Source organism: Pseudomonas sp. NBB, from assembly GCF_032701105.1.
Taxonomy (GTDB): domain Bacteria; phylum Pseudomonadota; class Gammaproteobacteria; order Pseudomonadales; family Pseudomonadaceae; genus Aquipseudomonas; species Aquipseudomonas asiatica.
In genome coordinates, this window is sequence record NZ_CP103994.1 from 2,231,634 (window position 1) to 2,255,813 (window position 24,180).

The following is a 24,180-nucleotide window of genomic DNA, read 5'->3' on the forward strand; positions in this document are numbered from 1 at the left end:
ACGCCTGCATGTTCGAACGCCTGATCCAATTCGCCATCGAGCAGCGCCTGGTGGTGATGCTGGCCGTGGTCCTGATGGCCGCGGTGGGTATCCACAGCTACCAGAAACTGCCGATCGACGCTGTACCGGACATTACCAACGTCCAGGTGCAGATCAATACCGCCGCGCCCGGCTATTCGCCGCTGGAGACCGAGCAGCGCATCTCCTTCGCCATCGAGACCGCCATGGCCGGCCTGCCCGGGCTCAAGCAGACCCGCTCGCTGTCGCGCTCGGGCCTGTCGCAGGTCACGGTCATTTTCGACGACGGCACCGACCTGTTCTTCGCCCGCCAACTGGTCAACGAGCGCCTGCAAGTGGCGCGTGAGCAGTTGCCCGCTGGCATCGAAGCGGGCATGGGGCCGATTTCCACCGGGCTGGGTGAAATCTTCCTGTGGACGGTGGAAGCCGAGCAGGGCGCGCTGAAGGAGGACGGCACACCCTACACCCCGACCGACTTGCGGGTGATTCAGGACTGGATCATCAAGCCGCAGTTGCGCAACGTGCCCGGGGTGGCCGAGGTCAACAGCATCGGCGGCCATGCCAAGCAGTACTTGATTGCGCCGGAGCCCAAGCGCCTGGCGGCCTACAAACTCACCCTCAACGACCTGATCGCGGCGCTGGAGCGCAACAACGCCAACGTCGGCGCCGGCTACATCGAGCGCAATGGCGAGCAGTTGCTGATTCGCGCGCCAGGCCAGGTGGCGTCGGCCGAGGACATCGCCAATATCGTCATCTCCGGTGTCGATGGCACGCCAATCCGCGTCAGCCATGTTGCCCAGGTCGGCCTGGGCGAAGAGCTGCGCTCGGGCGCGGCCACCGAAAACGGCCGGGAAGTGGTGCTGGGCACGGTGTTCATGCTGATTGGCGAGAACAGCCGCACGGTGGCCCAGGCGGTCGCCGTCAAGCTGGTCGAGATCAACCGCAACCTGCCCAAGGGCGTGGTCGCGGTGACGGTGTACGACCGCACCAACCTGGTGGAAAAGGCCATCGCCACGGTGAAGAAGAACCTGGTCGAGGGCGCCATCCTGGTCATCGCCGTGTTGTTCCTGTTCCTGGGCAACATCCGCGCTGCACTGATCACCGCCATGGTCATTCCGTTGTCGATGCTGTTTACCTTCACCGGCATGTTCAGCAACAAGGTCAGTGCCAACCTGATGAGCCTGGGCGCACTGGACTTCGGCATCATCGTCGACGGCGCGGTGGTGATCGTGGAAAACGCCATCCGCCGCCTGGCCCACGCCCAGCAACGCCATGGCCGCATGCTGACCCGCACCGAGCGCTTTCATGAAGTGTTCGCTGCCGCCCGTGAGGCGCGCCGGCCGCTGATCTACGGCCAGCTGATCATCATGGTGGTGTACCTGCCGATCTTTGCCCTGACCGGGGTGGAGGGCAAGATGTTCCACCCTATGGCCTTTACCGTGGTCATCGCCCTGCTTGGTGCCATGATCCTCTCGGTTACCTTCGTGCCGGCGGCCATTGCCCTGTTCGTCACCGGCAAGGTCAAGGAAGAGGAAGGCCTGGTAATGCGCACGGCGCGTCAGCGCTATGCCCCGGTGCTGGCCTGGGTGCTGGGCCGGCGCAAGCTGGCATTCGCTGCCGCCGCTACCTTGGTGTTGTTGTCCGGGGTGATGGCCAGCCGCATGGGCAGCGAGTTCATCCCCAGCCTCAGCGAAGGCGACTTTGCCCTGCAGGCCCTGCGCGTGCCGGGCACAAGCCTGTCGCAGTCGGTCGACATGCAGCAGCGCCTGGAGCAGGCGATCATCGCCCAGGTGCCGGAAGTGGAACGGGTGTTCGCCCGCACCGGCACCGCCGAGATCGCCTCCGACCCGATGCCGCCGAACATTTCCGACGCCTATGTGATGCTACGCCCGCGTGAGCAATGGGCCGACCCGGGCAAGCCGCGTGATGAGCTGATCGCCGAGGTACAACGCGCCGCCGCCAGCGTGCCGGGCAGCAACCACGAGCTGTCGCAGCCGATCCAGCTGCGCTTCAACGAGCTGATTTCCGGTGTGCGCAGCGATGTAGCGGTGAAGCTGTTCGGTGATGACATGGACGTGCTCAACCGCACCGCAGCGCAGATCGCCAGCAGCCTGCAAGGCGTGCCGGGCGCGTCCGAGGTAAAGGTCGAGCAGACTACCGGTCTGCCGGTGCTGACCATCGATATCGACCGCGACAAGGCGGCCCGCCATGGCCTGAACGTGGGCGATGTGCAGGACGCCATTGCCATTGCCGTGGGTGGCCGCACGGCCGGCACGCTGTACGAAGGTGACCGCCGTTTCGACATGGTGGTGCGCCTGTCGGAAACCCTGCGCACCGATGTCGACGGGCTGGCCAGCCTGCTGATTCCGGTGCCGGCCAGTGCTGCTGCGGGTGCCGGGCAGATCGGCTTCATCCCGCTGTCGCAGGTGGCCGCGCTGAAACTGCAGCTGGGGCCGAACCAGGTCAGCCGCGAGGACGGCAAGCGGGTGGTGGTGGTCAGTGCCAACGTGCGCGGGCGTGACCTGGGCTCGTTCGTCGAGGAGGCAGAACAGACGCTGATCCAGCAGGTGCAGATACCGCCGGGTTACTGGACCCGCTGGGGCGGACAGTTCGAGCAGCTGCAGTCGGCGGCCGAGCGCCTGCAGGTGGTGGTGCCGGTGGCCTTGCTGTTGGTCATGGCGCTGTTGCTGATGATGTTCAACAACCTCAGGGATGGCCTGCTGGTGTTCACCGGCATCCCGTTCGCCCTTACCGGCGGGGTGCTGGCGCTGTGGTTGCGGGACATTCCGTTGTCCATATCCGCTGGCGTGGGGTTCATTGCCTTGTCAGGGGTGGCGGTGCTCAACGGGCTGGTGATGATCGCCTTTATCCGTAGCTTGCGGGAGGAGGGGCGCACGCTGCGGGCAGCGGTCGAGGAGGGCGCGCTGACGCGCTTGCGGCCGGTGCTGATGACGGCCCTGGTGGCGTCGCTGGGGTTCATCCCGATGGCCTTGGCTACCGGGACCGGGGCCGAGGTGCAAAGGCCGCTGGCGACCGTGGTGATTGGCGGGATTCTGTCGTCCACCGCACTGACTTTGCTGGTGTTGCCGGCGTTGTATCAGTGGGCGTATCGGCGGGAAGAGGTGCAGGAGGGTTGAGATCCGGGGGCCGCTTTGCGGCCCTTCGCGGCGGTTCGGCGTCCCGACTTGCCCGCTCCCACAGGTGTGTCGCTGAACCCATGGTTTGCGCGATCCCTGTGGGAGCGGGCAAGTCGGGACGCCGAACCGCCGCGAAGGGCTGCAAAGCAGCCCCCAAAATATCAAACGGTACTACGGGCTCCGGGCCGCGCGCTCTCCGTTCCCGCCTCATCATGCAACGAAATCCGCGAAGTTTCCGGCAAGGCCAACCCACCCACCAACGCCACCAGCGCAATCACCACCAGGTAGAACGCCGGTGCCAGGCTGCTGCCGGTCTGCCCAATCAGCCAGGTCGCCACCAGCGGCGCGGTGCCGCCAAACAGTGTATAGGCCACATTGTAGGTAATTGCCGAAGCGGTATAGCGGGTGCGGGTGGGGAAGCTTTCCGACAGCAATGCCGCCGTGACCACGCCACTGCACAGCGCTCCCACCGCCAGCAGGATCACTCCCAGCAGTGCACCGGGCATCGAGCCGGAACTGGCCAGCCAGTACGCCGGGAACACGCACAGCATCACCCACAGGCAGGTAAAGCCGATGGTCTTGCGTCGCCCCACGCGGTCCGAGAACGCTCCGGCCAGCGGGCAGCCGACTGCGGCGAACAGCAGGGCCACGGTGGTCACCAGCAGCGATTGCGCGCGGGTCAGGTTGCCGACCAGTTGCAGGTAGGTGGCGAAGTAGGTGGTGAACATGTAGAACGACAGCGCGGTCAGCGAGATGAAAGCCCCCAGGTTGCGGATCGCCCGACCATGGTTGCGCAGGGTTTCCTTGAGCGGCGAATGTTCATGCTCCTTGCCTTGGGCGATGGCTTCGCGGAACGCCGGTGTTTCTTCCATGCGCCAGCGCAGGTACAGGCCGACCAGCCCCAACGGCGCGGCGATCAGGAACGGGATGCGCCAACCCCATGCATTCATCGCCTCGGCCGACAGGCTGGCTTCCAGGCCATAAGCGATCACCGCCGCGCAGGCAAAGGCGGAAAAGGTCGACACCGGCACGAAGCTGCCATAGAAGGCGCGCTTGTCGTTGGGCGCGTGCTCCATCAGGTAGGCGCAGGCCCCGGCATACTCGCCACCGGCAGAAAAGCCCTGCAGGCAGCGCGCCAGGGTCAGCAGCGCGGGGGCTGCCAGGCCGATGCTGGCGTAGGTCGGCAGCAGGCCGATGAGGGTAGTGGAGCCGGCCATCAGCAGGATGGTCAGCGACAGGATGCGCTTGCGCCCCAGGCGGTCACCCAGCGCGCCGAACACGATGCCGCCCAGCGGGCGCAGGGCGAAGGCCACGGCGAACACCGCAAAGGTCTTCAGCAAGGCCACGCTGGCGTCTTCGCTGGCGAAGAACTGGCTGGCGATCAGGGTTGCGAGAAAGCCGTAGACGGCGAAGTCGAACCATTCGACGAAATTGCCGATGGCCGAGGCGGCGATCACCCGGCGCAGGGTGGCGGGGGATACCTCGTGAGGTGTGGGCATGCGAGTGCTCTCCGGTTCCATTGGCAGGCATGATGAAAGTGGCGCTGTCGTGCAGCGCCATCATTGTTGTGCTTGCCAGTAGATCGCCGGGTGCTGGAGGACGCTTTGTCGAGGGCGACCTCGGGATACCTGATTCAACCGCGAGCTGTTCGCTTGGCACGGTCCACTGTGGGAGCGGCCTTGTGTCGCGAAAGGGCTGCGCAGCAGCCCCTCGATTGCAGCTTCGCCACTGACATCGCCGGGGCCGCTTTGCGGCCCTTTCGCGACGCAAGGCCGCTCCCACAAGAGCCAATGCAGGCCGGGATGTTCATGCAAGACAGGCCATGCGCTCAGAAACGCATGTCCAGCGCCAGTTCGAAGGTGCGCGGCGGCCCCATGTAGTACTGGCTGTTGTAGGCCTGCTTGGCATACACCTCGTCGGTCAGGTTGCGTACCCGACCGGTGAGCGTGGTGTGTTCATCCAGCCGGTAGCGGGCGAACGCGCCGAACAGGGTGTAGGCCGGGGCCTTGAGGCTGTTGGCGTTGTCGGCATACACCGAGCCCACGTAGCGCCCGTCTGCCCCCACCGACCACGCCGGGGTCAGGCTGTAGGTCAGCCACAGGTTGGCGACGTTGGCCGGTACGTTCACCGGTGCGTTGCCCTTGCGCGATACCGACACGCCGTTGACCGCCTCGTTGAACTCGTCGTACTGCGCATCGACATAGGCATAGTTGGCCTCGGCCAGCAGCTTCGGCGTCACCTGCAGGCGCCCGGACAGCTCGACGCCACGCGAGGTCTGCTGCCCGGCCTGGACCGTGAGGTTGGCATCGTTGGAGTCGCGCACGGCAAAGTCCTTGCGCACGATCTGGTACAGCGCCAGCGTGGCCGCACCGCGCCCGTCGAGAAAGTCGAACTTGCTGCCCACTTCCTACTGCTCGCCCTTGGACAGGTCGAACATCCCGACGTTGGAATAGGTCGCCGCCGCCAGCGAGCCTGCCGGCAGGTCGGCAGAGGTACTGTACTGCGCATAGACGCTGGCGGACGGGGTCAGCGCATAAGTCAGGCCGATACGCCCGGAAAGCGGTTCCCAGCGGCGTTCGAAGAACGCCGGCGAGGTTGGCGTCACCGCGCCGTAGTTGGTCACCTGCATGTCCAGGTAGTCGTAGCGCAGGGCGGTCAGCAGGGCCAGGCGTTCGGTGAGTTGCAGGCGGTTTTCGGCAAACACCGCGCGGTTGGTCACCTCGTGACGGCGTTGCTTGGTCAGGCCGGCATTCACCCCGGGGATGTCGTCGAAGCTGCCGGGGGCGAAGTGCTCGGCATCGACCACGTCGCTCCAGCTGCTTGAGGTGGGGTAGAGGGTCTGGCGCATGCGCGAGTACTCCAGCCCCAGCGACCACTGGCTGGCCAGGCCGAACAGCTGGTTGTCGTGGCGCAGCTCGATGCGGTCACCCAGCAGGTTCTGGTCGTGGCGCTGCAGGTAAGGGCTGCTGCGTCGTACCTTGCCATCGCTGGTGTAGCTGTAGCGTTCGAGGTTGCGGTAGTCGCGCTGGGCGTTGTAGTGGTACAGCGTGTTCTGCACGCTGGTGCTGTCGCTGAGCTGGTAGTCGAGGATCGAGCGTAGCCAGCGTACCCGCTGCTCATAGCGGCCGTCGCCGACGTTGTAGTTTTCGAAGCGGCGGCTGTTGTCGATCTTCATCGTGCTGCGCCCGGGCAGGATCGGCGAGCCCCAGTAAGGGCTGTCTTCGCGGTCTTCCTGGTATTCCAGGGCCAGGGTGTGGGTGAGGTTGGGCGTGAGGTCGCTCAGCAACGAAAAAGCCAGGCTGTCTGTGTGCCGTTCGTTGCGGTCGATGTAGCCGTTGCCATGCCCGCGGCTGAAGTCCAGGCGCATGAAGTGGTGGGCATCGGCGGGGTTGCTGGCCAGAGCCTGGTTGATGCCGAACGCCACTTCGCTGTCGTCGAAGCTGCCATGGCGGATACGGCCGTCGATGGTCTGCTGATCGCGGCTGGCCAACTTGGTGATGTAGTTGATCGAGCCGCCGACCGCGCCGGCACCATGCAGGAACGACGACGGGCCGCCAATCAATTCGACGCGGTCGAGTACCCAGGCATCCACTGGCCGGGTGGCGCTGCTGTAGCCCAGGTTGATGCCGTTGTACAACTGGGTGACCTGGTTCTGGGTGAAGCCGCGGTAGGCGACGAAGCCGCCAAAGCCCGGGTTGGCCGAGGCGTTGACGCCGGTCATGGCGTTGATCACGTCCTGGCTGTCCTTGGCGCCGCGCTCTTCGATCAGGCGACGGTCCGAGACGCTGACCGAGGCTGGCGTTTCCCGCGCGGTGAGGCCCAGGCGCGAGCCAGTGCGGATCGGCTCGTCCAGTTGCACGCCGCTGGGGGCGTCGCGTTCACCGTCGATGGTGGTGGCGCTCAGTTCTACCGGGGCAGCATCCGCCCAGGCAAGGTTGCAGGTGCCCATGAGGAGCACCAGGGAGGTTTTGCGAAGCATGTTGGTGTGTCTTCCACGCAAAGGTCATGGCTGACCGCGAACGCGCACAGTCAGGCGCGCCCGGCTGAGGTCAGGCGAAATGAGGTACGGCTGCGGGGAAGGTGGCAGGGGAGGCGCGGGGGTTGAGGGCGGGGCGTTGATAACGCGGCGGCGGTTGCGCCCAGCTGCGCACCACGATGGGCGAGGTGGCCACGGCTTGCGCCGGGGTGAACGACCAGCCGCTGCTGCTGAGCGGCACGGCCAGGCCGAACGAGGAGCACACCGGGCAATCGAGCTGGGCCATGTGCTGGTCGCCGCCAGCGCCCTCCAGGTCGATGGCTACGCCGTGTTCGCTGTTGATCGAGCAGAAACCGCCTTCCAGGCCGGCCAGGCGCAGGCCACCCATCTGGCCATGGTGCAGGCCACACAGAACCAGGCTGAACAGGACGCTGGCGTAGAGCGTCCAGGCGGTCAGCGTGCGGGTATGCCGGGTGGTTTTCATGGCGGCGAATCTACCACCCGGACGAACGGTCGGGTAGTGCTTCGGCCTTGATATTTTGCGGCGCTTTGCGCCCCGGGGTTCTGTCAGGCCGCGCGCTCCAGTACATCCAGCAAATCGACGAACTCCAGCGCCAATTTGTGCCGCGGCGCCAGGTGCACCAGCGGCACCGAGGTATGGTGCGACTCACGCATCTTGATCGAATGGCTAAGGTATACCGGCAGCACCGGCATGCCCTCGCTGCGCAATTGCTCGACCAGGGTCTGGTGCAGTGCGGTGCGCCCGGCGAACTGGTTGACCACAACACCTTCCACCAGCAGCGCCGGGTTGTGGTCCTGGCGCAGTTCTTCGACCTCGGCCATGACGTTGTGCAGGGCCTGGCGCGAGAAACTGTCGCAGTCGAACGGAATCAACAGCCGCTCGGCCGCTACCAGCGCGCTGAAGGTATAGAAGTTGAGCGCCGGTGGGGTGTCGATGTAGATCCGCTCGTAGTCCTCGCCCAGCTCCACCAGCAGCTTGCGCAGCTTGTTGATCTTGAACTTGCGATCCAGCTTCCCTTGCAGGTCGCTGAGGTCGGGGCTGGCGGTGACCAGGTGCAGGTTGCGGTAGCGGGTCTCGGTGATCGCCACCCGGTGCTTCTTGCCGGCAGCGGTGACCGGCGACAAGGTCTGGCGGAAGAAATCGGCGATGCCGGAAGGAATAGCGTCATTGACCAGCCCGGTCAGGTAGTAGGTGGCATTGGCCTGCGGGTCGAGGTCGACCAGCAAGGTCCGGTAGCCTTCGGCGGCACTGGCTGCGGCCAGGTTGCAGGCGATGCTGGACTTGCCGACGCCACCTTTCTGATTGAAAACCACACGACGCATCAGACGTTCATCCATGAAGTGAAAATGTCAGGTTGGGGTCAATCCTATGACTGTAACAAGACAGTTTCATGACAATGAATGTTACAACCTGCCCATTCATTATTGTGTGTTCCGGCCCTTTCGCGGGTGAACCCGCTCCTACAGGTTATGCACCGCCCTTGAGGGCTGCGGGGTACCTGTGGGAGCGGGTTTACCCGCGAAGAGGCCGGAACAGGCAAGCAAGGGCGCTCAGGCAACAACCACCCGATTGCGCCCCTCCTGCTTGGCCCGGTAAAGCGCCCGGTCAGCCTCGCTGAACGCATCCCCCGGTTCGCTCTCGGCCTCGCCATCCCAATGCGCCACCCCCAGCGACACCGTCACCGCGCCCACCGGCTCCACCGGCGTATCCTGCACCGTTAGCCGCAGCCGCTCGGCCACCCCTGCCGCAACTTCCAGGCTAGCCCCCGGCAGCAGCATCAGGAACTCCTCGCCGCCGGTGCGGCACAGCAGGTCACCCTCGCGGCAGCAGCGGCGCATCAGCTCCGCCAACCGGCGCAACACCTGGTCACCCACCTCGTGCCCGTGGCAGTCGTTTACCCGCTTGAAATGGTCGACATCCAGCACGATGGCCGCAAACGGCCGGCCTTCGGCTTCCAGCAACGACAGGCTGAACTCCAGGCTGCGGCGGTTGCCCAGGCCGGTCAGCGGGTCGGTCTGGGCGTCGCGGTTGAGCCGACCGATGCGCTCATGCAGCAGGTTCAGCCCGAACAGCAGCGCGCGCTTCAACTCGGCCGCCTCGAAATACCAGGCCGGTACCCGATGCAGGCGTTCGGCAGTGCCGGCCCGATCCATCGAGCGGGCGCCGGCGGCCAGCTGCCACAGCGGCCGAGCGATGGTCATGGCCAGCCACCACAGCAGCATGCTGCCCACGAGAGCCAACGGCGCGGAGGTGCCGACCACGTTGAGGATCAGATGGCTCAGTGGCATCACCGTCTGGGTCAGCGGCTGCTGCGCCACCACGCCCCAACCGGCGCTGGGCACGGTGGCGTATCCGGCGAGCATTTCCACGCCGAGGCTGTTGGTCAATTGCCGGGTACCATTGCCCAGGCCCGCCAGCTGGTCGATCAGTGCATTGCCCTCAACCACCGTACCCACCCGCTGACTGTCGGGGTGGTACAGCAGACGGCGGTTGCGGTCGACCACGTACAGGTAGGAACCGTCCTTGTAGAAATGCTCGCCCAGCAGGCTGTTGAGAATGTTGTGTTCACGCAGGTACAGGCTGCCGCCGACATACCCCAGGTAGCGGCCGTTGCTGTCGTAAATGGGTTGCGACAGCGCTACCACCAGGTTGTTGGCCGCCGAAATGTAGGGCGTCGACACCAGTGGGCGGCGCGCCTGTAGCGCCTCCTGGACACCGGGAGAATGCATGTGCCTGCCGACCAGGTGCCGCAAGGGGGCGGGAGAAACCGCCAGCAGCACCCCGTTGGCATCGATCACGAACGTGGAATTGAAGGCCATGCTCTGGCTCAGGACACGCTCGGCCTCCGCCTGCAGGGCGACGGCGTCACCCAGCTGGCGGCCTTGCACGCCCGCGCTGAACGACAGCTGTTGCAAGGCGTTGCCGATAAAAGTCTCGGTAATGCTGGCCAGCTTCATCGCATACACCCGGTTGGCTTCCAGGGCGTGGTCGATCAGCAATTGGCGTTGCACCCGGTAGCTGGCGAAATAGCTGGCGCACAGCATCACCACGGCGGTAAGGGCGCAAAGCACCAGAATGAGTGTGCGTAGATCCAGACGCAATCCGTGCTTGGTGTGTGACAATCCTGACCTCGAGTGATCAAAAACCGGCTACGAAATGTGGGCAACATTACGCGTTATGGGCGCAGTGGGGAACTGCGTTCAGGAGCCTGCGTTTTCCAGCGCGTCCAGCTCGTCTTCAACCTGTTGCATGCGCTGCTGCGCCAAGGCCTGCACCTTTGCGTCGCGGGCCGATTCGCGCATCAGGGCAGTGAGCTTCTCGCTCAGGCGTTTGCCGGCCTCGGTGTCTTCCAGGGCGTGGGCCTTCGCCGGGTCCTGGGTGGCCTCGACGATGGTGGCGAACTCGGCATCGCTGAAGTTCTTTTCGCTGTACAGGCGGAACAGGTCCTGGCGCTGGTCCTCGACCGTCAGGTGCTTGCGCAGCACGCCCTGGATGGTCGCCTGCGATAGCTGCGGGTGCGTGCGGCCGAGCAGCGCGGCCATGCGCTCGATGTTGTGCGTGTAGGCATCCTGCAGCGGCAGCTGGGCCAGGATCTGTTCTTCGCGGGAGGGTTTCTGGTCGCAGGCGGTGAGGGCTGCAGTCAGCAGCAGGGGCAACAGCAACTTCTGGAGGCGAGGCATGGTGTGGCCTGGTTGGGCAGTGAGTGCTGCCGATTATACGGCAGTTGTGGTTGCCTGATGTATTTTGGGGGCCGCTGTGCGGCCCATCGCGACACAAGGCCGCTCCCACAAGGCCGTCACAGGTTTCTGAAGGTGCATTGCACCTGTGGGAGCGGCCTTGTGTCGCGAAAGGGGCGCGCAGCGGCCCCAGGATTTTTCAGGTCACGAGAAACATCAGAACCCACCCCCCAACGGCCATTCCACCGCCAAGCGTATCTGGTCCCCATCCAGCTCCGCCTGTGCCGTATTGCCCCGATGCACGTTATGCCGCAGCGAAAACGCGGTGCCTTTGGCCTTGCCGCTCTGCACCACATAGCGTGCCTCCAGGTCGCGCTCCCAATGCTTGCCCCCCTTGCCATACCCCAGGTAGGCATACCCTCCCGCAGGGTCGACATGGGTACCGTCGATATCGAACCCGCGCACGTACAACGCCGTCAGGTTCAACCCCGGCACGCCGTAGGCGCCCATGTTCAGGTCATAGCGCGCCTGCCACGACTTTTCGTTCGGCGCGTTGAAGTCCGACATCTGCACCGCGTTGGCAATGAAGATCGCCCCTCGGGTCACGTAGTCGAATGGCGTGTTGCCGTCCACCTGCTGCCAGCCCAGGCTGAAACCGTGCGGCCCATGGTCGTAACGCGAGACCAGGCTCCAGGTGGTGTTGTCGATGCGCCCGGACAGCGCCTTGCCGGTGTCGGTGGTGCGGTAAAGGTTGAGGTCGAGGGTGAGGCTGCGGCGCTCATCCAGGGCATGGCTTAGGGTGCTGCCCAGGTAATGCTGGTTCCAGCTGTCCTGGTAACGTGAGGTGTACAGGCTGCCGCTGAAGGCGGCGCCGGGGTTCCACACCACGCCGGCCAGGTCGAAGCTGTTGCCTTGGCGGCCATTGGAGTAGTTCACCACGAAGCCCTGGTCGTGGCTGGATGCATTGCGGTCGGTGTTTTCATTGAAGTGCCCGGCCACCAGCCTGAGGTCGTCGAACTCGGTGCTGTCAAGGAAGAACCCGGTCGCTGTCTCGGGTAGCAGGCGGCTGTCGGATGAACTGAACACCGGGGTCTTGACCCGTTGCTCACCGTAGGACAGCACGGTATCGGCCATGCGCAGTTTCAATGCTGCGCCGGCACGGCTGTATTCGTTCTTCGGGTGCCCCTCGTTATCCACCCCGAGCAAGCGTGCCTTGCCCACGCGCCCGCCGCCGCTGTCGAGTTGCACGCCCAGGTAGGCGTGGGCGTCGACCCCGACACCGATCAGCCCCTGGGTGAAACCGGACCGGAAGGTGCCCATCAGGCCATAGGCCCATTCCTCGGCCTTGCCGCTACGTTCATCGCGCGGCTTGTAGGCGTTGCGCCCGGCACTGTTGCGCCCGCCATGCTTGTAGTCGCGCTGGTCGAATACGCTGCGGTTGAGCAGGCTCCAGCGGCCATCCTCGACAAAACCGTTGCTTTGCGATTGGGCGGAGTCGGCCAGCGCAGGGGGCGCGAGCAGGGCGCTGGCGAGCAGCAGGGCGACAGGGCGCGGCATAGGCAGAACTTCCTGTTCAGGGGGCGCGCAAACGCAAGATGTGCGCGCCGTCGAAGGGGTCGATGAGGTAGTGGGCATGCACGCCGAAAGTGTTCAGCAGGCGCTCGGGGGTGAGCACCTCGAGCGGTTTGCCGAGGGCGACCAGTCGGCCTTTGTCGAGCACCGCTACGCGGTCGCAGGTGAGCGCCTGATTGAGGTCGTGCAGGGCCACCAGGGTGGTCACCGGCAAGGCCTGCACCTGTTGCAACAGGCTCAGCTGGTGCTGGATATCCAGGTGGTTGGTCGGCTCGTCCAGCAGCAGCACCTGCGGCCGCTGTGCCAGGGCTCGGGCGATGTGCACCCGCTGGCGCTCGCCCCCGGACAGCGACCCCCAAAGGCGTGCGCGCAGGTGCAAAGCGTCGAGGTCGGCCAGGGCCTGCTCGACGATCGCGCGGTCTTCCCGGGAGAACGGCGCCAGCGCCGACAGCCAGGGGGTGCGGCCCAGGGCAACGGCATCGAACACGCTGATCGCATCGAGGGTGTCGGCCTGCTGTTCGACCAGCGCCAAGGCCTGGGCGACATGGCGGCGGGGCAACTGTGCCAGCGGTTCGCCCAGCAACTGCACGCTGCCGTTGCCTGGCTTGCGCAGCCCGGCCAGCACCTTCAGCAGCGAGGACTTGCCGGAACCGTTGGGGCCGACGACGCCCAGGGTTTCACCGGCGACAACGCTCAGTTCGATATCGCTGAGCACGGTATTGCTGGCCAGTTGCAGCCCCAGGTTCTGGCAACTCAAGGGGGCCATCTGTAGCGCCGTCATGACCGTCATGGGCGCCCCCGGCGGCTGACCAGGATCAGCGCGAAGACCGGTGCGCCGAGCAGCGCTGTGACTACGCCCACGGGGATCACCTGGCCAGGGATCAAGATGCGCGACAGGATGTCGGCGGCAATCAGGAACAGTGCTCCGCCCAGTGCGCTGGCGGGCAGCAGGCGGCTGTGCCCGGGGCCGAGCAGCAGGCGCAGCGCATGGGGGATCACCAGCCCGACAAAACCGATGGCGCCGACGATGGACACCATCACGGCGGTCACCAGCGCCGCGCAGCTGATCAGCAGCAACTGGGTACGCCGCACCGGGATGCCCAGCGACGCCGCCGAGTCGGCACCGAAGGTGAAGGCATCCAAGGCACGGCGATGCCACAGGCACACCAACAGCCCGAACAGTACAACTGGCACGGCCAGCCACACCGAAGGCCAACGTACGCCACTGAGGTTACCCAGCAGCCAGAACAGGATGCCGCGCGCCTGCTCGGCGGTGGCCGACATGGTGATGAGGAAGGCGGTAAGGGCGTTGAACAGTTGCGAGCCGGCGATCCCGGCAAGGATCACCTGGGCATTGTTGCTGCTGGGGCCGGCTGCCCGGGCCAGCAACAGTACCAAAGCGAACGCTGCCAGGGCACCGATGAACGCGCCGCCGGACATGCTCAGCGCCAGGCTGCCGAAGCCCAGCAGGCCCACCAGCACCGCACCGGTCGAGGCGCCGGCGGACAGCCCCAGCAGGTAAGGCTCGGCCAACGGGTTGCGCAACAGTGCCTGGAGGATCACGCCGCAGGTGGCCAGGCCGGCGCCGCAGGCCGCGGCAACCAGGGTGCGGGGCAGGCGGTAGTTCCAGACGATGCCGGCGTCGATCGGGTCGACCGGGTAGCCGGCCTGCCACAGGTGGTTGGCCAGTACCTGGCCGACCACGCCGGGCGACAGGTTGGTTTCGCCGATGGCGGTGCCGGCCAGCAGGGCCGCCAACAGGGCGGCCAGGGCAACGGCGATGCAGGGTAGCAGGCGCATCATCACTGGGCTGCTTTGCCGCTGGCGAAGGCGGCGGCCAGTGTCTGCAGGCCGCTGAACAAGCGAATCCCGGCCTGCATGGCGTCGGCGTCGAGGATGATGATGCGGTCGTGCTTCACCGCGTCCATGTTGCGCGTCACCGGGTCGCTACGCAGGAATGCCAGCTTCTTCTGGTAGTCGTCGGCGGGGTAGCGGCGGCGGTCCATGCGGGCAATGATCAGCCAGGTGGGGTTGGCCTTGGCCAGGGTTTCCCAGCCTACGGTCGGCCATTCTTCGCTGGACTCGACCACGTTGCGCACGCCAAGGGTGCGCAGCATGAAGTCGGCGACCCCCTGACGGCCCGCCACATAGGGGTCGATGTGCAGATCGGCGCTGGAGAACCAGAACAGCGCCGAGGTGGCGGACAGGTCCTTGTCGGCCAGTTGCGCCTTGGCACTGTCCAGGCGGCCTCTGAGCTCGGCATTCAGGGCCGTACCACGGTCTTGCACGTCGAAGATTGCCGCCAGTTGGCTGACGCTCTTGTAGATAGTGTCGACCTGAAACGCCTGCAGGCGGGTGCCATCGGCACCCACCAGGTTGTCCTTGCCTTCGCAGTCCGATGGCAGCAGGTAGGTGGGGATGCCCAGTTCATCGAACTGTTCGCGGGTGGCGACCGCCCCCTGGGCACCGACCATCCATTCGAACTGCACCGTCACCAGTTGCGGGCGCTTGCCTACTACCGCCTCAAAGCTGGGCTCGTTGTCGGCCAGGCGCGGCACCTTGGCGTTCTGTACCTGGTACTCGGGCAGCACATTGTTGAACCACAGCGAGGTGGCCGCCAGTTTGTCGCCCAGCCCCAGCGCGTAGAGCATCTCGGTACTGGCCTGGCCAATGGTGACCGCGCGTTGCGGCGCCTGGGCGAAGGTTTGCGGCTTGCCGCAGTTGTCGACCGTCAGCGGGTAGTGGGTGGCAGCAGCCTGGGCCAGGCCGGTGAGGCCGAGGCCGGCGAGCAGGGTGGCAAAACGGGGCAGCATGCTGGGCGATCTCCTATCGGACAGTTCGGGTGAGGAACGCACGGACAGGCATCGCCGAGCCCCCGCTGGCGGCAGGGGCAACACTGATGGCCAATCCCGGACACCCCGCCGGTTGGTGAATGTAGGCCGGCAGGTCTCCTGACTGGTGCGTCATGGCCTGGCTCCGGCCTTCCCGGGTTCGTGGCCCAGTGGCATTGATGGAGCAGGCTCGGCACCTACAGTTGCGGGGGCAGTTCCGTTTGGCCCGAATTGGCGGGCCTGGGATTCCCTATTGATTCCGTGGTGGAAACCGGCGGCCGGCATGGTAGACCATCGTGCCGCCGGGTGAAAACGCTTTTCAGAAGTACTTCAGCCAGGTGATGTCGCGCCGCCGCGCCTTCAGGCGGGCGAACCAGCGCACCGGCAGGTACAGCGAAACTGCCAGCAGCACTGCCCCCAGCCACACCGCGGCGATGCCATCGAAGCCGAAGTAGTCGCCATGGTTGCGGCCGAACAGCGCCACGCTGGTCAGGTACAGCAGCTTCAGTACATACAGGTGCAGCAGGTAGAAGAACATCGGTGCCGCGCCGAACACCGCCAGGGCACTGATCCAGCGGGCCTGGCCGGCGCGTTCGAAGGCGCGCAGCAACAGCAGGCCACAGCCCAGGGTCAGGGCCAGGAACAGCAGCGATGGCGGGTACTTGGTGATGTTGAAGAAGCTCATCAGGGTTTGCGTGACGGTCGGGTAAACGCTCCATGGCGCCTCGCCGTAGCCGTTGACCAGGCGCAACACGACAAAGCCCAGCAGCGCGATCAGCCCGGCCAGCAGCAGGCGATGCTGGCGTTGGCCGGCCTCGCTGCCACGGGCGAACCAAGGGCCCAGGCCGTAGCCCAGGGCGATGACACCGATCCACGGCAGCACCGGGTAGGAGGTGCGCAGGCGCAGGCTTTCGGAGAACTCCAGCCAGCCCCGGTCATGCAGGATCGCCCATGGCACGTGCAGGGCGGATTCGACCCCGAAGTGCAGGCCATCGAGCAGGTTGTGGCCGGCGATGATGATTGCGCCCACGGCGATCAGGGCGGCACGTGGCAACCACACCAGCAGCGACAGGGCGATCATGCTCACGCCGATGGCCCAGATCACTTGCAGGTAGATGACGCTGGGCGGCAGCTGGAAGGTCCAGGCGAAATTGACCAGGGTGAACTCCAGCACCACCAGGAACAGCCCGCGCTTGAACAGGAACGCCGAGACATCGCCGCGGCCCTGGTGTTTCTCGCCGTACAGCCAGGCTGAAAGGCCGGTCAGCAAGACGAACACCGGCGCGCACAGATGGGCCAGGGTGCGGCTGAAGAACAGCGTGGGCTCGGTGGTATCGATGGCCATCGGGTCACTGACCTGGCGGTGCAGAAAGAAGGTTTCACGAACGTGGTCCAGGAGCATGAACAGGATTACCAGGCCGCGCAGGGCGTCGATGCTCTGCAGGCGCTGGGTGAGCAGGGTGGGGGTGGCACTGGCGCTTGTCATGGGAGGTCGCTGATAGGAATGGATGTCAACTGAAACGTTATCTTATAACTAAAGTGTGACGGGACGGTAGATGTTTTTGTGCTACCTGTGCCGGCCTCTTCGCGGGTAAACCCGCTCCCACAGGTACATCACCGTATTCGAATTCTGTGATATCCCTGTGGGAGCGGGTTTACCCGCGAAGAGGCCGGTGCAGGCAGGCCAGATCAGAAGCTGTAATCCACCGTCGCAAAGTACGATCGTGGCATCCCCATCAGCCACTGCTGGCCACTGAACGCCGACTGCACATACTCACGGTCGAACAGGTTGTTCAACTGCAACCCTAGCCGCACATCCGGCAACACCTGCCAGCCGATGTCGGCATCCACCACGGTGTAGCCGGGGGCGCTCTGGGTGTTGGCGGTATTGGCATAGCGCTCGTCCACATAACGCGCGCCAATGCCGGCCTTTAGCCGCTGGCCGAAGCCTTTGCTCAGCCACAGGTTGGCGGTACGCCGCGGGACATTGGCCGGGCGATTGCCCGCACGGTCCTGCGCCACGGCACCGACCATTTCGTCGAAGTCGTCGTACCTTGCGCGCACGATCGCCGCATTGGCCGACACCTGCCACTGGTGCGCCAGCGCCAGTTCCAGGGTTGCCTCCAGGCCATCGGACGTCTGCTGGCCAGCCTGCTGCTTCTCGTGGGTGACCGGGTCATCCACCAGCAGCTTCTTCTTGACGATGTGGTAGGCCGCCAATGTCCATTCGCCACGCCCTTCCCAGAAGCGCTGCTTCAGGCCCACTTCGGTCTGCCTGGCCTCGGTCAGGTCATAGTGCATCTGGTTGGCGCTGAGGCTGATGAGGTTGTCGACCCCATCCTCGCTGGTGGAGTACTGGCCATACAGCGACAGGTCGTCGCTGACCGCAAACACCAGCCCGGCACGCCAGTTGCCGCCTTGCAGGCTGCGGTCGCTGCGGCTGTCGGTGGTCAGTTTTTCCTGGTCGATGTGGTTCTGGTCGCGGCGCACGCCGGTGACCAGCGACAGGCGATCGCTCAACTGCAGGCGGTTTTCGGCAAACAGGGCAAAGGTGTGGGTGGTGGACAGCGTTTGCGGGCGTAACGGCGAGGCGCTGTGGAACCAGCCTGGTTGCGGCTGCCACGGGTCGACGTAGTCACCGCCCACATCGTTGTAGGGCGCGTTGCTGTCGACGTTGAAGCGGACCTTGTTGTACTCGGCGCCGACCACGGTCTTGCTGGCCAGGCCAAACAGCCTGTGGTCGAGGGTGAAGGCCTGTCGGTCGCCGAACTGTTCCTGGTTGTGCTTGATCTGCAGATAGCTGCCGCGCAGCAGCTGCTGGCGCCCTGCATCCCAGCTGTACTCCTCGGCATTGCGCCAGTGACGGCGGCTCTTGATGTAGTACAGCTGGTTGCTGGCGCTGAGGTGATCGTTCAACGTCCAGTCGGTATTCAGGCGGGTCCATTCATCGACGTAATGCTGCACGTCGTCCTGCACGTTGTAGTTCTTCTTGCGCAGGCTGCTGCGGTAGTGGCCGTCGATCAGCGGGGTGCCGTAGTAGTTGGCAGGCTGCGCATCGCCGCGGTCGTGGGCGAGGGTGAAGCTGAGGTCGTCGCTGGCATCGAAGCGCAGCGCGGCGCTCAGCGCCAGGCTGCGTGACGGGGTGCGGTCGACCCAACCGTTACCGGTTTGCTGGTTCAGGGCCAGGCGGTAGCTCAGGCGCTCACCGAGGCTGCCGCCGCTGTCCAGGCCGAGCTGCTGGCGGTCCCACGAACCGTAGCCCAGGCGCAGGTAGTTGCGTACCTCGCCGGCAAACGGCTTTTTCGGGATCACGTTGACCACTGCCCCGGTGGCGCCTTCGCCATACAGCACCGAGGCCGGGCCGCGAATGACATCGATGCGCTCGACCATCCACGGGTCGACCGGGAACGTCTGGGTGCCGGCACCGGTGTACAGGCGTGCGCCGTCGAACAAGGTCATCACCGAGCCGTGCCCGGTAAAGCCGCGGGCGGACAGCCCCGTGCCGCCGTCGCCCGGGGAGCCGATGTAGCTGATGCCCGGTGAGCGGGTCACCGCGTCCTGCACGGTGAGGTTGTTGCGCTGCTGGATCTGCTCGGCGCTGATGCTGCTGGTGCTGGCCGGTGTCTCCAGGGCGCTGAGGCCCAGGCGCGAACCAGCCTGGGTCGGTGTGGCCAGGTCGATGGCGTGGCTGTCGAGCGTGTCGGTGATGGCCGTGGAGGGCAGGGCCAGTGGTTGTCGCTCGAGGTCATCGGCCAGGGCCGGCAGGGAAACGGCCAGGCAGGCCGCCAGGGGGTGAAGCTTGAAGATACGGGACATGTCGTTCCACTACTGCAGGAATGAATGGATCCCGGTGGAAAACACGCAAAGGCGCACCGTGCACGCAGGCGCACGCACGGATACCGGCCTGCGCCCGCCCACCGCGGGTTGCCAAGTGAAGCTCCAGGCCGGTCTCCGGGCTTGCGAGGGGCATGAAACCTTCACCTTCCCATGCAAGTGCACAGTGGTATCTCGAAGGGTTCGCTCGCTTACCGTTGCGGGGGCAGCGCCGGACTTATCGTGGGCAACACGACGCACCGGCTTCCCGTTTCACCCTGCGCGCGGCGGCGCAGGGCACCTGAAACTGGCGGGCATATGACCATTGAAACGCGGGAGGCGTCAAATCTGCCTGCTACCAATGAAACAACTCTCGTCGCGCCCCCTCGGTAATCGCCACGATCCCCGGGTGCTTGACCTTGCGCTCCACTGAAATGGCATAGAACGACTCGTGCACCGCCTCGGTCTGCCCGATCAGCTCCACGCCATACTGGCGGCACACTTCCTCGGCGATCACGCTGGGCGCGACGAAGATGCCGCTGCCCGACTGCCCGAATGCCTGCATCAAGGCACTGTCATCGAACTCGCCCACGATTCGTGGCTGCACCTGCTGCTCACCCAGCCAGCGCAGCAGGCGGCTGCGTACCACGGTTTCCTGCCCGGGGATAAGCAATGGCGCATCCTGCAGGCAGGCGGGGAAGGGGCCTTCCAGGCGGTGTGCCAGCGCCGGGGTGGCGAAGAAGCTCAACCCGCATTCGCCCAGTTTCTGGCTATAGCCCTTGATGTCCAGGTGGCTGGGCATGGGGCTGTCGGAAATCACCAGGTCCAGGCGCTGGATCGCCAGGTCGGCCAGCAGCCGTTCGAGCTTGTCTTCGCGGCAGTTGATGCGCAGCACGTCGTCCAGCTCCATGGTCGGTGCCAGCAGGCGGTAGACGATGGACTTGGGTACCACGTCCGCCACACCCACGCGGAACAGGATCTGCTCCTGCGGGCCGGCCCGCAGCATGGCCTCCAGTTCGCTTCCCAGCTGGAACATCTGCTCGGCATAGATCAGCGTCTGGCGCCCGGTTTCGGTCAGTTCCAGCTGGCGCCCCACGCGCTGGAACAACTCCAGGCCGTAGGTCTGTTCGAACAGGCTGATCTGCCCGCTGATGGTTTGCGGGGTCAGGTTCAACTGTTCGCTGGCGCGGGCGATGCTGCCGGTCTTGGCCACGGCCCAGAAGTAGTGCAACTGCCGATAGTTGAGCATCGGTATCGTTCCGGATTCGTAAAAACCGAAGTATAACCGCTGAAAATACGAATTTTCCGGATGTGTTGCGCTCTTTAGAATGCGACTCCATCAGGCGCCGTGTGCGCCGCCGGAACATGAAAAGCGAGGAACCCATGCTGCAACTAAAATCCATCGGCACGCCGCTGGTGCTGGCCTTGGCCCTGTTCACCCTGGCCGGTTGCGAGCAGGCCGAGAAATCCGCCCAGCAGATGCTCGACCAGGCCGCACAGTCGGCCAAGCAGGCCATCGACGACACCAACAAGGCCGCACAGCAGGCGTTGAGCGAGGCCATCGGCAGCGAAGGGCACAAGCCCAAGGACGCCTACAAGAAAGAAGACACCCAGGAAATCTGACCCCCAACCGCTGCTGCAGGATTTGAACAATGGAATACTTGCTGGAACTCGTCGCTAGCCCTACCGCCTGGGTTGCCCTGGCTACGCTGGTGGCCATGGAAGTCGTGCTGGGCATCGACAACCTGATCTTCATCTCCATCCTGACCAACAAGCTGCCGGTGGAGTACCGCTCCAAGGCGCGCCGTATCGGTATCAGCATGGCCCTGGTCATGCGCCTGGCCTTGCTCAGCACGGTGGCCTGGATCGTCCAGCTGACCGACCCGGTGTTCGAAGTGTTCGGCAATGCCTTCTCCTGGAAGGACGTGATCCTGATTGCCGGTGGCCTGTTCCTGCTGTGGAAGGCGACCAAGGAAATCCACGAGAACGTCGACCCGCACGGGGCCAAGGAAGAAGCCAAGGTGTCGTCGACGGTTACCCTGGGCTTTGCCGCGGCGATCTTCCAGATCCTGCTGCTGGACATCGTCTTCTCGGTCGACAGCATCATCACCGCCGTGGGCATGACCGAGCACCTGCCTATCATGATCATTGCCGTTATCACTGCCGTGATCGTCATGATGGTGGCCGCCGACCCGTTGGCCAACTTCATCAACGACAACCCGACCGTGGTGATGCTGGCCCTGGGCTTCCTGATCATGATCGGCATGACGCTGATCGCCGAAGGTTTCGGCGCCCATGTACCGAAGGGTTATGTGTACGCGGCCATGGCCTTCTCGACGGCGATCGAGATCCTCAACATCCTGGCCCGTCGGGCACGGTTGAAGCGTGAGGCGGCTGAAGGTTGATGTGAAAAAGCGGGGCGCTTGCGCCCCGTTCGCGGGTGAACCCGCTCCCACAGGTCCCCGCCGTTTCTGAAGGCAGCGGAGGACCTTGTGGGAGCGGGTTCACCCGCGAATGGGCCTCGGAAATCTCTGAATCAGTGCACCCCGGCATGCCGCCGCGACCGGCGCACAGGCTGTGGCTTGGCGGGGGCCTGCGGTGGCAGGTGGTGGTGGGAATGACGCCGCACGATACGCAGTACACCCCATAGCATGGCGGCTGCAACGCTCAGCCACATGCCAACCAGCATGAGGATTGCCATGGTCAGGCTCATCTGTGCCTCCATCTCTACGGGCCGCGCTCGGTCGCCGACGCTGGCCTTCCAGACACTGCTTTAGTCTAGTCTTTCGCCTGTGACGTTCCATTGACCAAAGGTCTATTGCTTGGTCCGATTTGCTCCTAAGCGGTGTCGGACTATACCCGCGCCGCTGTCCGACCTATGATCGGTGGCCAGAGCCGGGCGCTGCCTGCCCGGCGTTGGAGCAAGCGAGTGTCCATGCAGCAACCTTCGTTCAAGACCATCCCTCGTCGGCTGCTGGCTGCCTGCCTGGTTGCAGCCAGCCTGGCCGGTTGCGCCAGCGCACCCTCCGGCAACCTCAAGGGCCTGCCGCAGCGGGTCGAGATCAGCAGCGTGCCGTTCTACCGTGGCAACGCCAACCACAGCGGGGCCATGGCATTGGCGGCGGTGCTGTCGCAACAGGGGGCTCCGATCACGCCGGGGCTGCTGGACAAGCCGCTGAACCTGCCGCAGGGCGCCGAGGCGCTGGACACAGGCATCCCACGGGTGGCGCGCGACTACGGCATGGTGGTGTATCCGCTGGACAAGCAGCTGGACGCGCTGTTGACCCAGGTGGCGGCGGGCAACCCGGTGCTGCTGCGTTACGAGGATGGTTCGGCCTGGTGGAGCGAGCCACGCTACGCCGTGCTGATCGGCTACGACCGCTACAAGCAGCGGGTGCTGTTGCGCTCGGGCATGCACCGGCGGCAGTTGATGGCGTTCGATGATTTTGCCTCGGCGTGGGCGAAGCTTGGGAGCTGGGCGGTGCTGGTACAGCCACCTCGGCAGCTGCCAGCCCAGGTGGACCGCCAGCGCTGGTTGCAGGCTGCCGATGAACTGGCCCGGGCGGGGCAGGAGATTGCGGCGAAGCAGGCTGTGAGTAGCCTGAACAAATAGCTTTGTCTGTACCGGCCCTTTCGCGGGTAAACCCGCTCCCACAGGAAACCCGCTGCCCTCAGGTCCAGTGATGTCCCTGTGGGAGCGGGTTTACCCGCGAAGAGGCCAGCCCTGCCTACATCAGAAGCCCAGGCGATCGCGCAGGCTGTAGTACCAGGCGCCAATGGCGCTGAACGGCACGCGCAGCATCTGGCCACCCGGGAACGGGTAGTGCGGCAGGCCGGCGAAGGCGTCGAAACGCTCGGCCTGGCCACGCATGGCCTCGGCCAGCACCTTGCCCGCCAGGTGGGTGTAGGTCACGCCGTGACCCGAGCAGCCCTGGGAGTAGTAGATATTGTCGCCGATACGGCCAACCTGTGGCAGACGCGACAGGGTCAGCAGGAAGTTGCCGGTCCAGGCGTAGTCGATCTTCACGTTTTTCAGTTGCGGGAAGGCCTTGAGCATCTTCGGACGGATGATCGCCTCGATGTTGGCCGGGTCACGCGCGCCGTACACCACGCCACCACCGAAGATCAGGCGCTTGTCGCTGGTCAGGCGGTAGTAGTCGAGCAGGTAGTTGCAATCCTCGACGCAGTAGTCCTGCGGCAGCAGGGTGCGCGCCAGTTCGTCGCCCAGCGGTTCGGTGGTGATCACCTGGGTGCCGCATGGCATGGACTTGCTGGCCAGCTCCGGCACCAGGTTGCCCAGGTAGGCGTTGCCGGCGACGATGATGAACTTGGCGCGGACCTTGCCCTGCGGGGTGTGCACCACCGGGTTGGCGCCGCGCTCGATGCGTACGGCCGGGGTTTGCTCATAGATGATGCCGCCCAGCGACTCGACCGCAGCGGCTTCGCCCAGGGCCAGGTTCAGCGGGTGGATGTGGCCGCCGCTCATGTCCAGCATGCCGCCCACATAGTTGTCGCAGGCGACCACTTCGCGGATGCGCTTCTGGTCCATCAGCTCCAGCTGGTTGTGGCCGAAGCGTTCCCACAGGCGCTTTTGCGACTCCAGGTGGCCCATCTGCTTGCTGGTGAGGGCAGCGAACACGCCACCGTCCTTCAGGTCGCACTGGATGTTGTACTTGGCCACGCGCTCACGAATGATGCGCCCGCCTTCGAAGGCCATGTAGCCCAGCAGTTGGGCCTGCTTGGGGCCGACGGTGCGCTCGATGACGTCGATGTCGCGGCTGTAGCTGTTGACGATCTGGCCGCCGTTGCGGCCCGATGCGCCGAAGCCGACCTTGGCTGCTTCGACGATGCTGACCTTGAAGCCGTTCTCCAGTAGGAACAGGGCGCTGGACAGGCCGGTGTAGCCGGCGCCGATGATGCACACATCGGTTTCCACCTCACCCTGCAGCGCCGGACGTGGCGGCACCGGGTTGGCCGAGGCGGCGTAGTAGGACTGGGGGTAGGGGGTGTTAGCCATGCTGCAGGAACCTCGTGTTTTATATTTTTAACGAATGTACCGATGCTATCAATAATAATAAACACCCGCTAGTCGTCCGTTGAAAATCCTTTACTCGGTCCCCGCCAGCGCACTTTT

18 protein-coding genes, 1 pseudogene and 2 riboswitches are annotated in these 24,180 nt (G+C 65.0%); of the genes and pseudogenes, 4 read left to right on the forward strand and 15 right to left on the reverse strand.

Annotated elements, in window-relative coordinates; genetic code table 11:
• The first annotated feature begins 8 nt into the window (after positions 1-8).
• On the forward strand, positions 9-3,155 hold the full coding sequence (locus tag NY023_RS10415) for an efflux RND transporter permease subunit (protein WP_013971978.1): 3,147 nt from the start codon (positions 9-11) through the stop codon (positions 3,153-3,155).
• 161 nt (positions 3,156-3,316) lie between these two features.
• Here NY023_RS10415 and NY023_RS10420 read toward each other — a convergent pair whose 3' ends face one another.
• From NY023_RS10420 to nhaR, 13 genes and pseudogenes are all read right to left on the reverse strand, one after another.
• On the reverse strand, positions 3,317-4,654 hold the full coding sequence (locus tag NY023_RS10420; protein ID WP_013971979.1) for an MFS transporter: 1,338 nt from the start codon (positions 4,652-4,654) through the stop codon (positions 3,317-3,319).
• 329 nt (positions 4,655-4,983) lie between these two features.
• Positions 4,984-7,134, reverse strand: a pseudogene (locus NY023_RS10425) (TonB-dependent receptor).
• Positions 7,135-7,204: 70 nt separating this feature from the next.
• Positions 7,205-7,615 carry a DUF2946 family protein gene (locus NY023_RS10430; RefSeq protein ID WP_013971980.1) on the reverse strand — a complete coding sequence of 137 codons (411 nt, stop codon included), beginning with the start codon at positions 7,613-7,615 and terminating at the stop codon, positions 7,205-7,207.
• Positions 7,616-7,698: 83 nt separating this feature from the next.
• Positions 7,699-8,475: a ParA family protein gene (locus tag NY023_RS10435; RefSeq protein WP_039614116.1), complete on the reverse strand. Its 777-nt coding sequence runs from the start codon at positions 8,473-8,475 to the stop codon at positions 7,699-7,701.
• A gap of 228 nt (positions 8,476-8,703) precedes the next feature.
• On the reverse strand, positions 8,704-10,275 hold the full coding sequence (locus NY023_RS10440) for a sensor domain-containing diguanylate cyclase (protein WP_038409256.1): 1,572 nt from the start codon (positions 10,273-10,275) through the stop codon (positions 8,704-8,706).
• A 78-nt stretch (positions 10,276-10,353) separates the two neighbouring features.
• The gene (locus tag NY023_RS10445; RefSeq protein WP_023661090.1) at positions 10,354-10,833 is read right to left on the reverse strand and encodes a hypothetical protein; all 480 of its coding nucleotides are present in this window, start codon (positions 10,831-10,833) and stop codon (positions 10,354-10,356) included.
• A 213-nt stretch (positions 10,834-11,046) separates the two neighbouring features.
• A complete protein-coding gene (locus tag NY023_RS10450) occupies positions 11,047-12,387 on the reverse strand; it encodes an OprD family porin (protein WP_013971984.1) in 1,341 nt (446 codons plus the stop codon).
• 16 nt (positions 12,388-12,403) lie between these two features.
• On the reverse strand, positions 12,404-13,192 hold the full coding sequence (locus tag NY023_RS10455) for an ABC transporter ATP-binding protein (protein ID WP_013971985.1): 789 nt from the start codon (positions 13,190-13,192) through the stop codon (positions 12,404-12,406).
• Positions 13,189-14,205 carry a FecCD family ABC transporter permease gene (locus NY023_RS10460; RefSeq protein ID WP_013971986.1) on the reverse strand — a complete coding sequence of 339 codons (1,017 nt, stop codon included), beginning with the start codon at positions 14,203-14,205 and terminating at the stop codon, positions 13,189-13,191. The genes NY023_RS10455 and NY023_RS10460 overlap by 4 nt, the downstream gene beginning before the upstream one ends.
• Positions 14,205-15,215 (reverse strand): ABC transporter substrate-binding protein, encoded by a 1,011-nt coding sequence (locus NY023_RS10465; RefSeq protein ID WP_013971987.1) that lies wholly within the window; start codon positions 15,213-15,215, stop codon positions 14,205-14,207. Before NY023_RS10465 ends, NY023_RS10460 begins: the two co-directional genes overlap by 1 nt.
• A gap of 110 nt (positions 15,216-15,325) precedes the next feature.
• Positions 15,326-15,524, reverse strand: a riboswitch (cobalamin riboswitch).
• Positions 15,525-15,552: 28 nt separating this feature from the next.
• Entirely contained in the window at positions 15,553-16,719 is a 1,167-nt protein-coding gene (locus NY023_RS10470) for a DUF1624 domain-containing protein (protein ID WP_013971988.1), read from the reverse strand.
• Between the two features lie 203 nt (positions 16,720-16,922).
• On the reverse strand, positions 16,923-19,049 hold the full coding sequence (locus NY023_RS10475) for a TonB-dependent receptor (protein WP_013971989.1): 2,127 nt from the start codon (positions 19,047-19,049) through the stop codon (positions 16,923-16,925).
• A gap of 108 nt (positions 19,050-19,157) precedes the next feature.
• A riboswitch (cobalamin riboswitch) is annotated at positions 19,158-19,366 on the reverse strand.
• A gap of 35 nt (positions 19,367-19,401) precedes the next feature.
• Entirely contained in the window at positions 19,402-20,295 is an 894-nt protein-coding gene (nhaR, locus tag NY023_RS10480; protein ID WP_013971990.1) for a transcriptional activator NhaR, read from the reverse strand.
• A gap of 134 nt (positions 20,296-20,429) precedes the next feature.
• Between nhaR and NY023_RS10485 the strand changes: the two genes are divergently transcribed.
• Together NY023_RS10485 and NY023_RS10490 are read left to right on the forward strand one after the other, a co-directional pair.
• A complete protein-coding gene (locus NY023_RS10485) occupies positions 20,430-20,669 on the forward strand; it encodes a hypothetical protein (protein WP_013971991.1) in 240 nt (79 codons plus the stop codon).
• A 29-nt stretch (positions 20,670-20,698) separates the two neighbouring features.
• Positions 20,699-21,451: a TerC family protein gene (locus tag NY023_RS10490; protein ID WP_003260907.1), complete on the forward strand. Its 753-nt coding sequence runs from the start codon at positions 20,699-20,701 to the stop codon at positions 21,449-21,451.
• Positions 21,452-21,582: 131 nt separating this feature from the next.
• Here NY023_RS10490 and NY023_RS10495 read toward each other — a convergent pair whose 3' ends face one another.
• Positions 21,583-21,759, reverse strand: a complete 177-nt coding sequence (locus tag NY023_RS10495; RefSeq protein WP_015269782.1) for a hypothetical protein — start codon at positions 21,757-21,759, stop codon at positions 21,583-21,585.
• 165 nt (positions 21,760-21,924) lie between these two features.
• On the opposite strand from NY023_RS10495, the gene NY023_RS10500 reads away from it, so the two are divergent.
• Entirely contained in the window at positions 21,925-22,659 is a 735-nt protein-coding gene (locus NY023_RS10500; protein ID WP_013971993.1) for a peptidase C39 family protein, read from the forward strand.
• A 120-nt stretch (positions 22,660-22,779) separates the two neighbouring features.
• Here NY023_RS10500 and NY023_RS10505 read toward each other — a convergent pair whose 3' ends face one another.
• The gene (locus tag NY023_RS10505; protein WP_316927895.1) at positions 22,780-24,063 is read right to left on the reverse strand and encodes an FAD-binding oxidoreductase; all 1,284 of its coding nucleotides are present in this window, start codon (positions 24,061-24,063) and stop codon (positions 22,780-22,782) included.
• Positions 24,064-24,180: the final 117 nt, after the last annotated feature.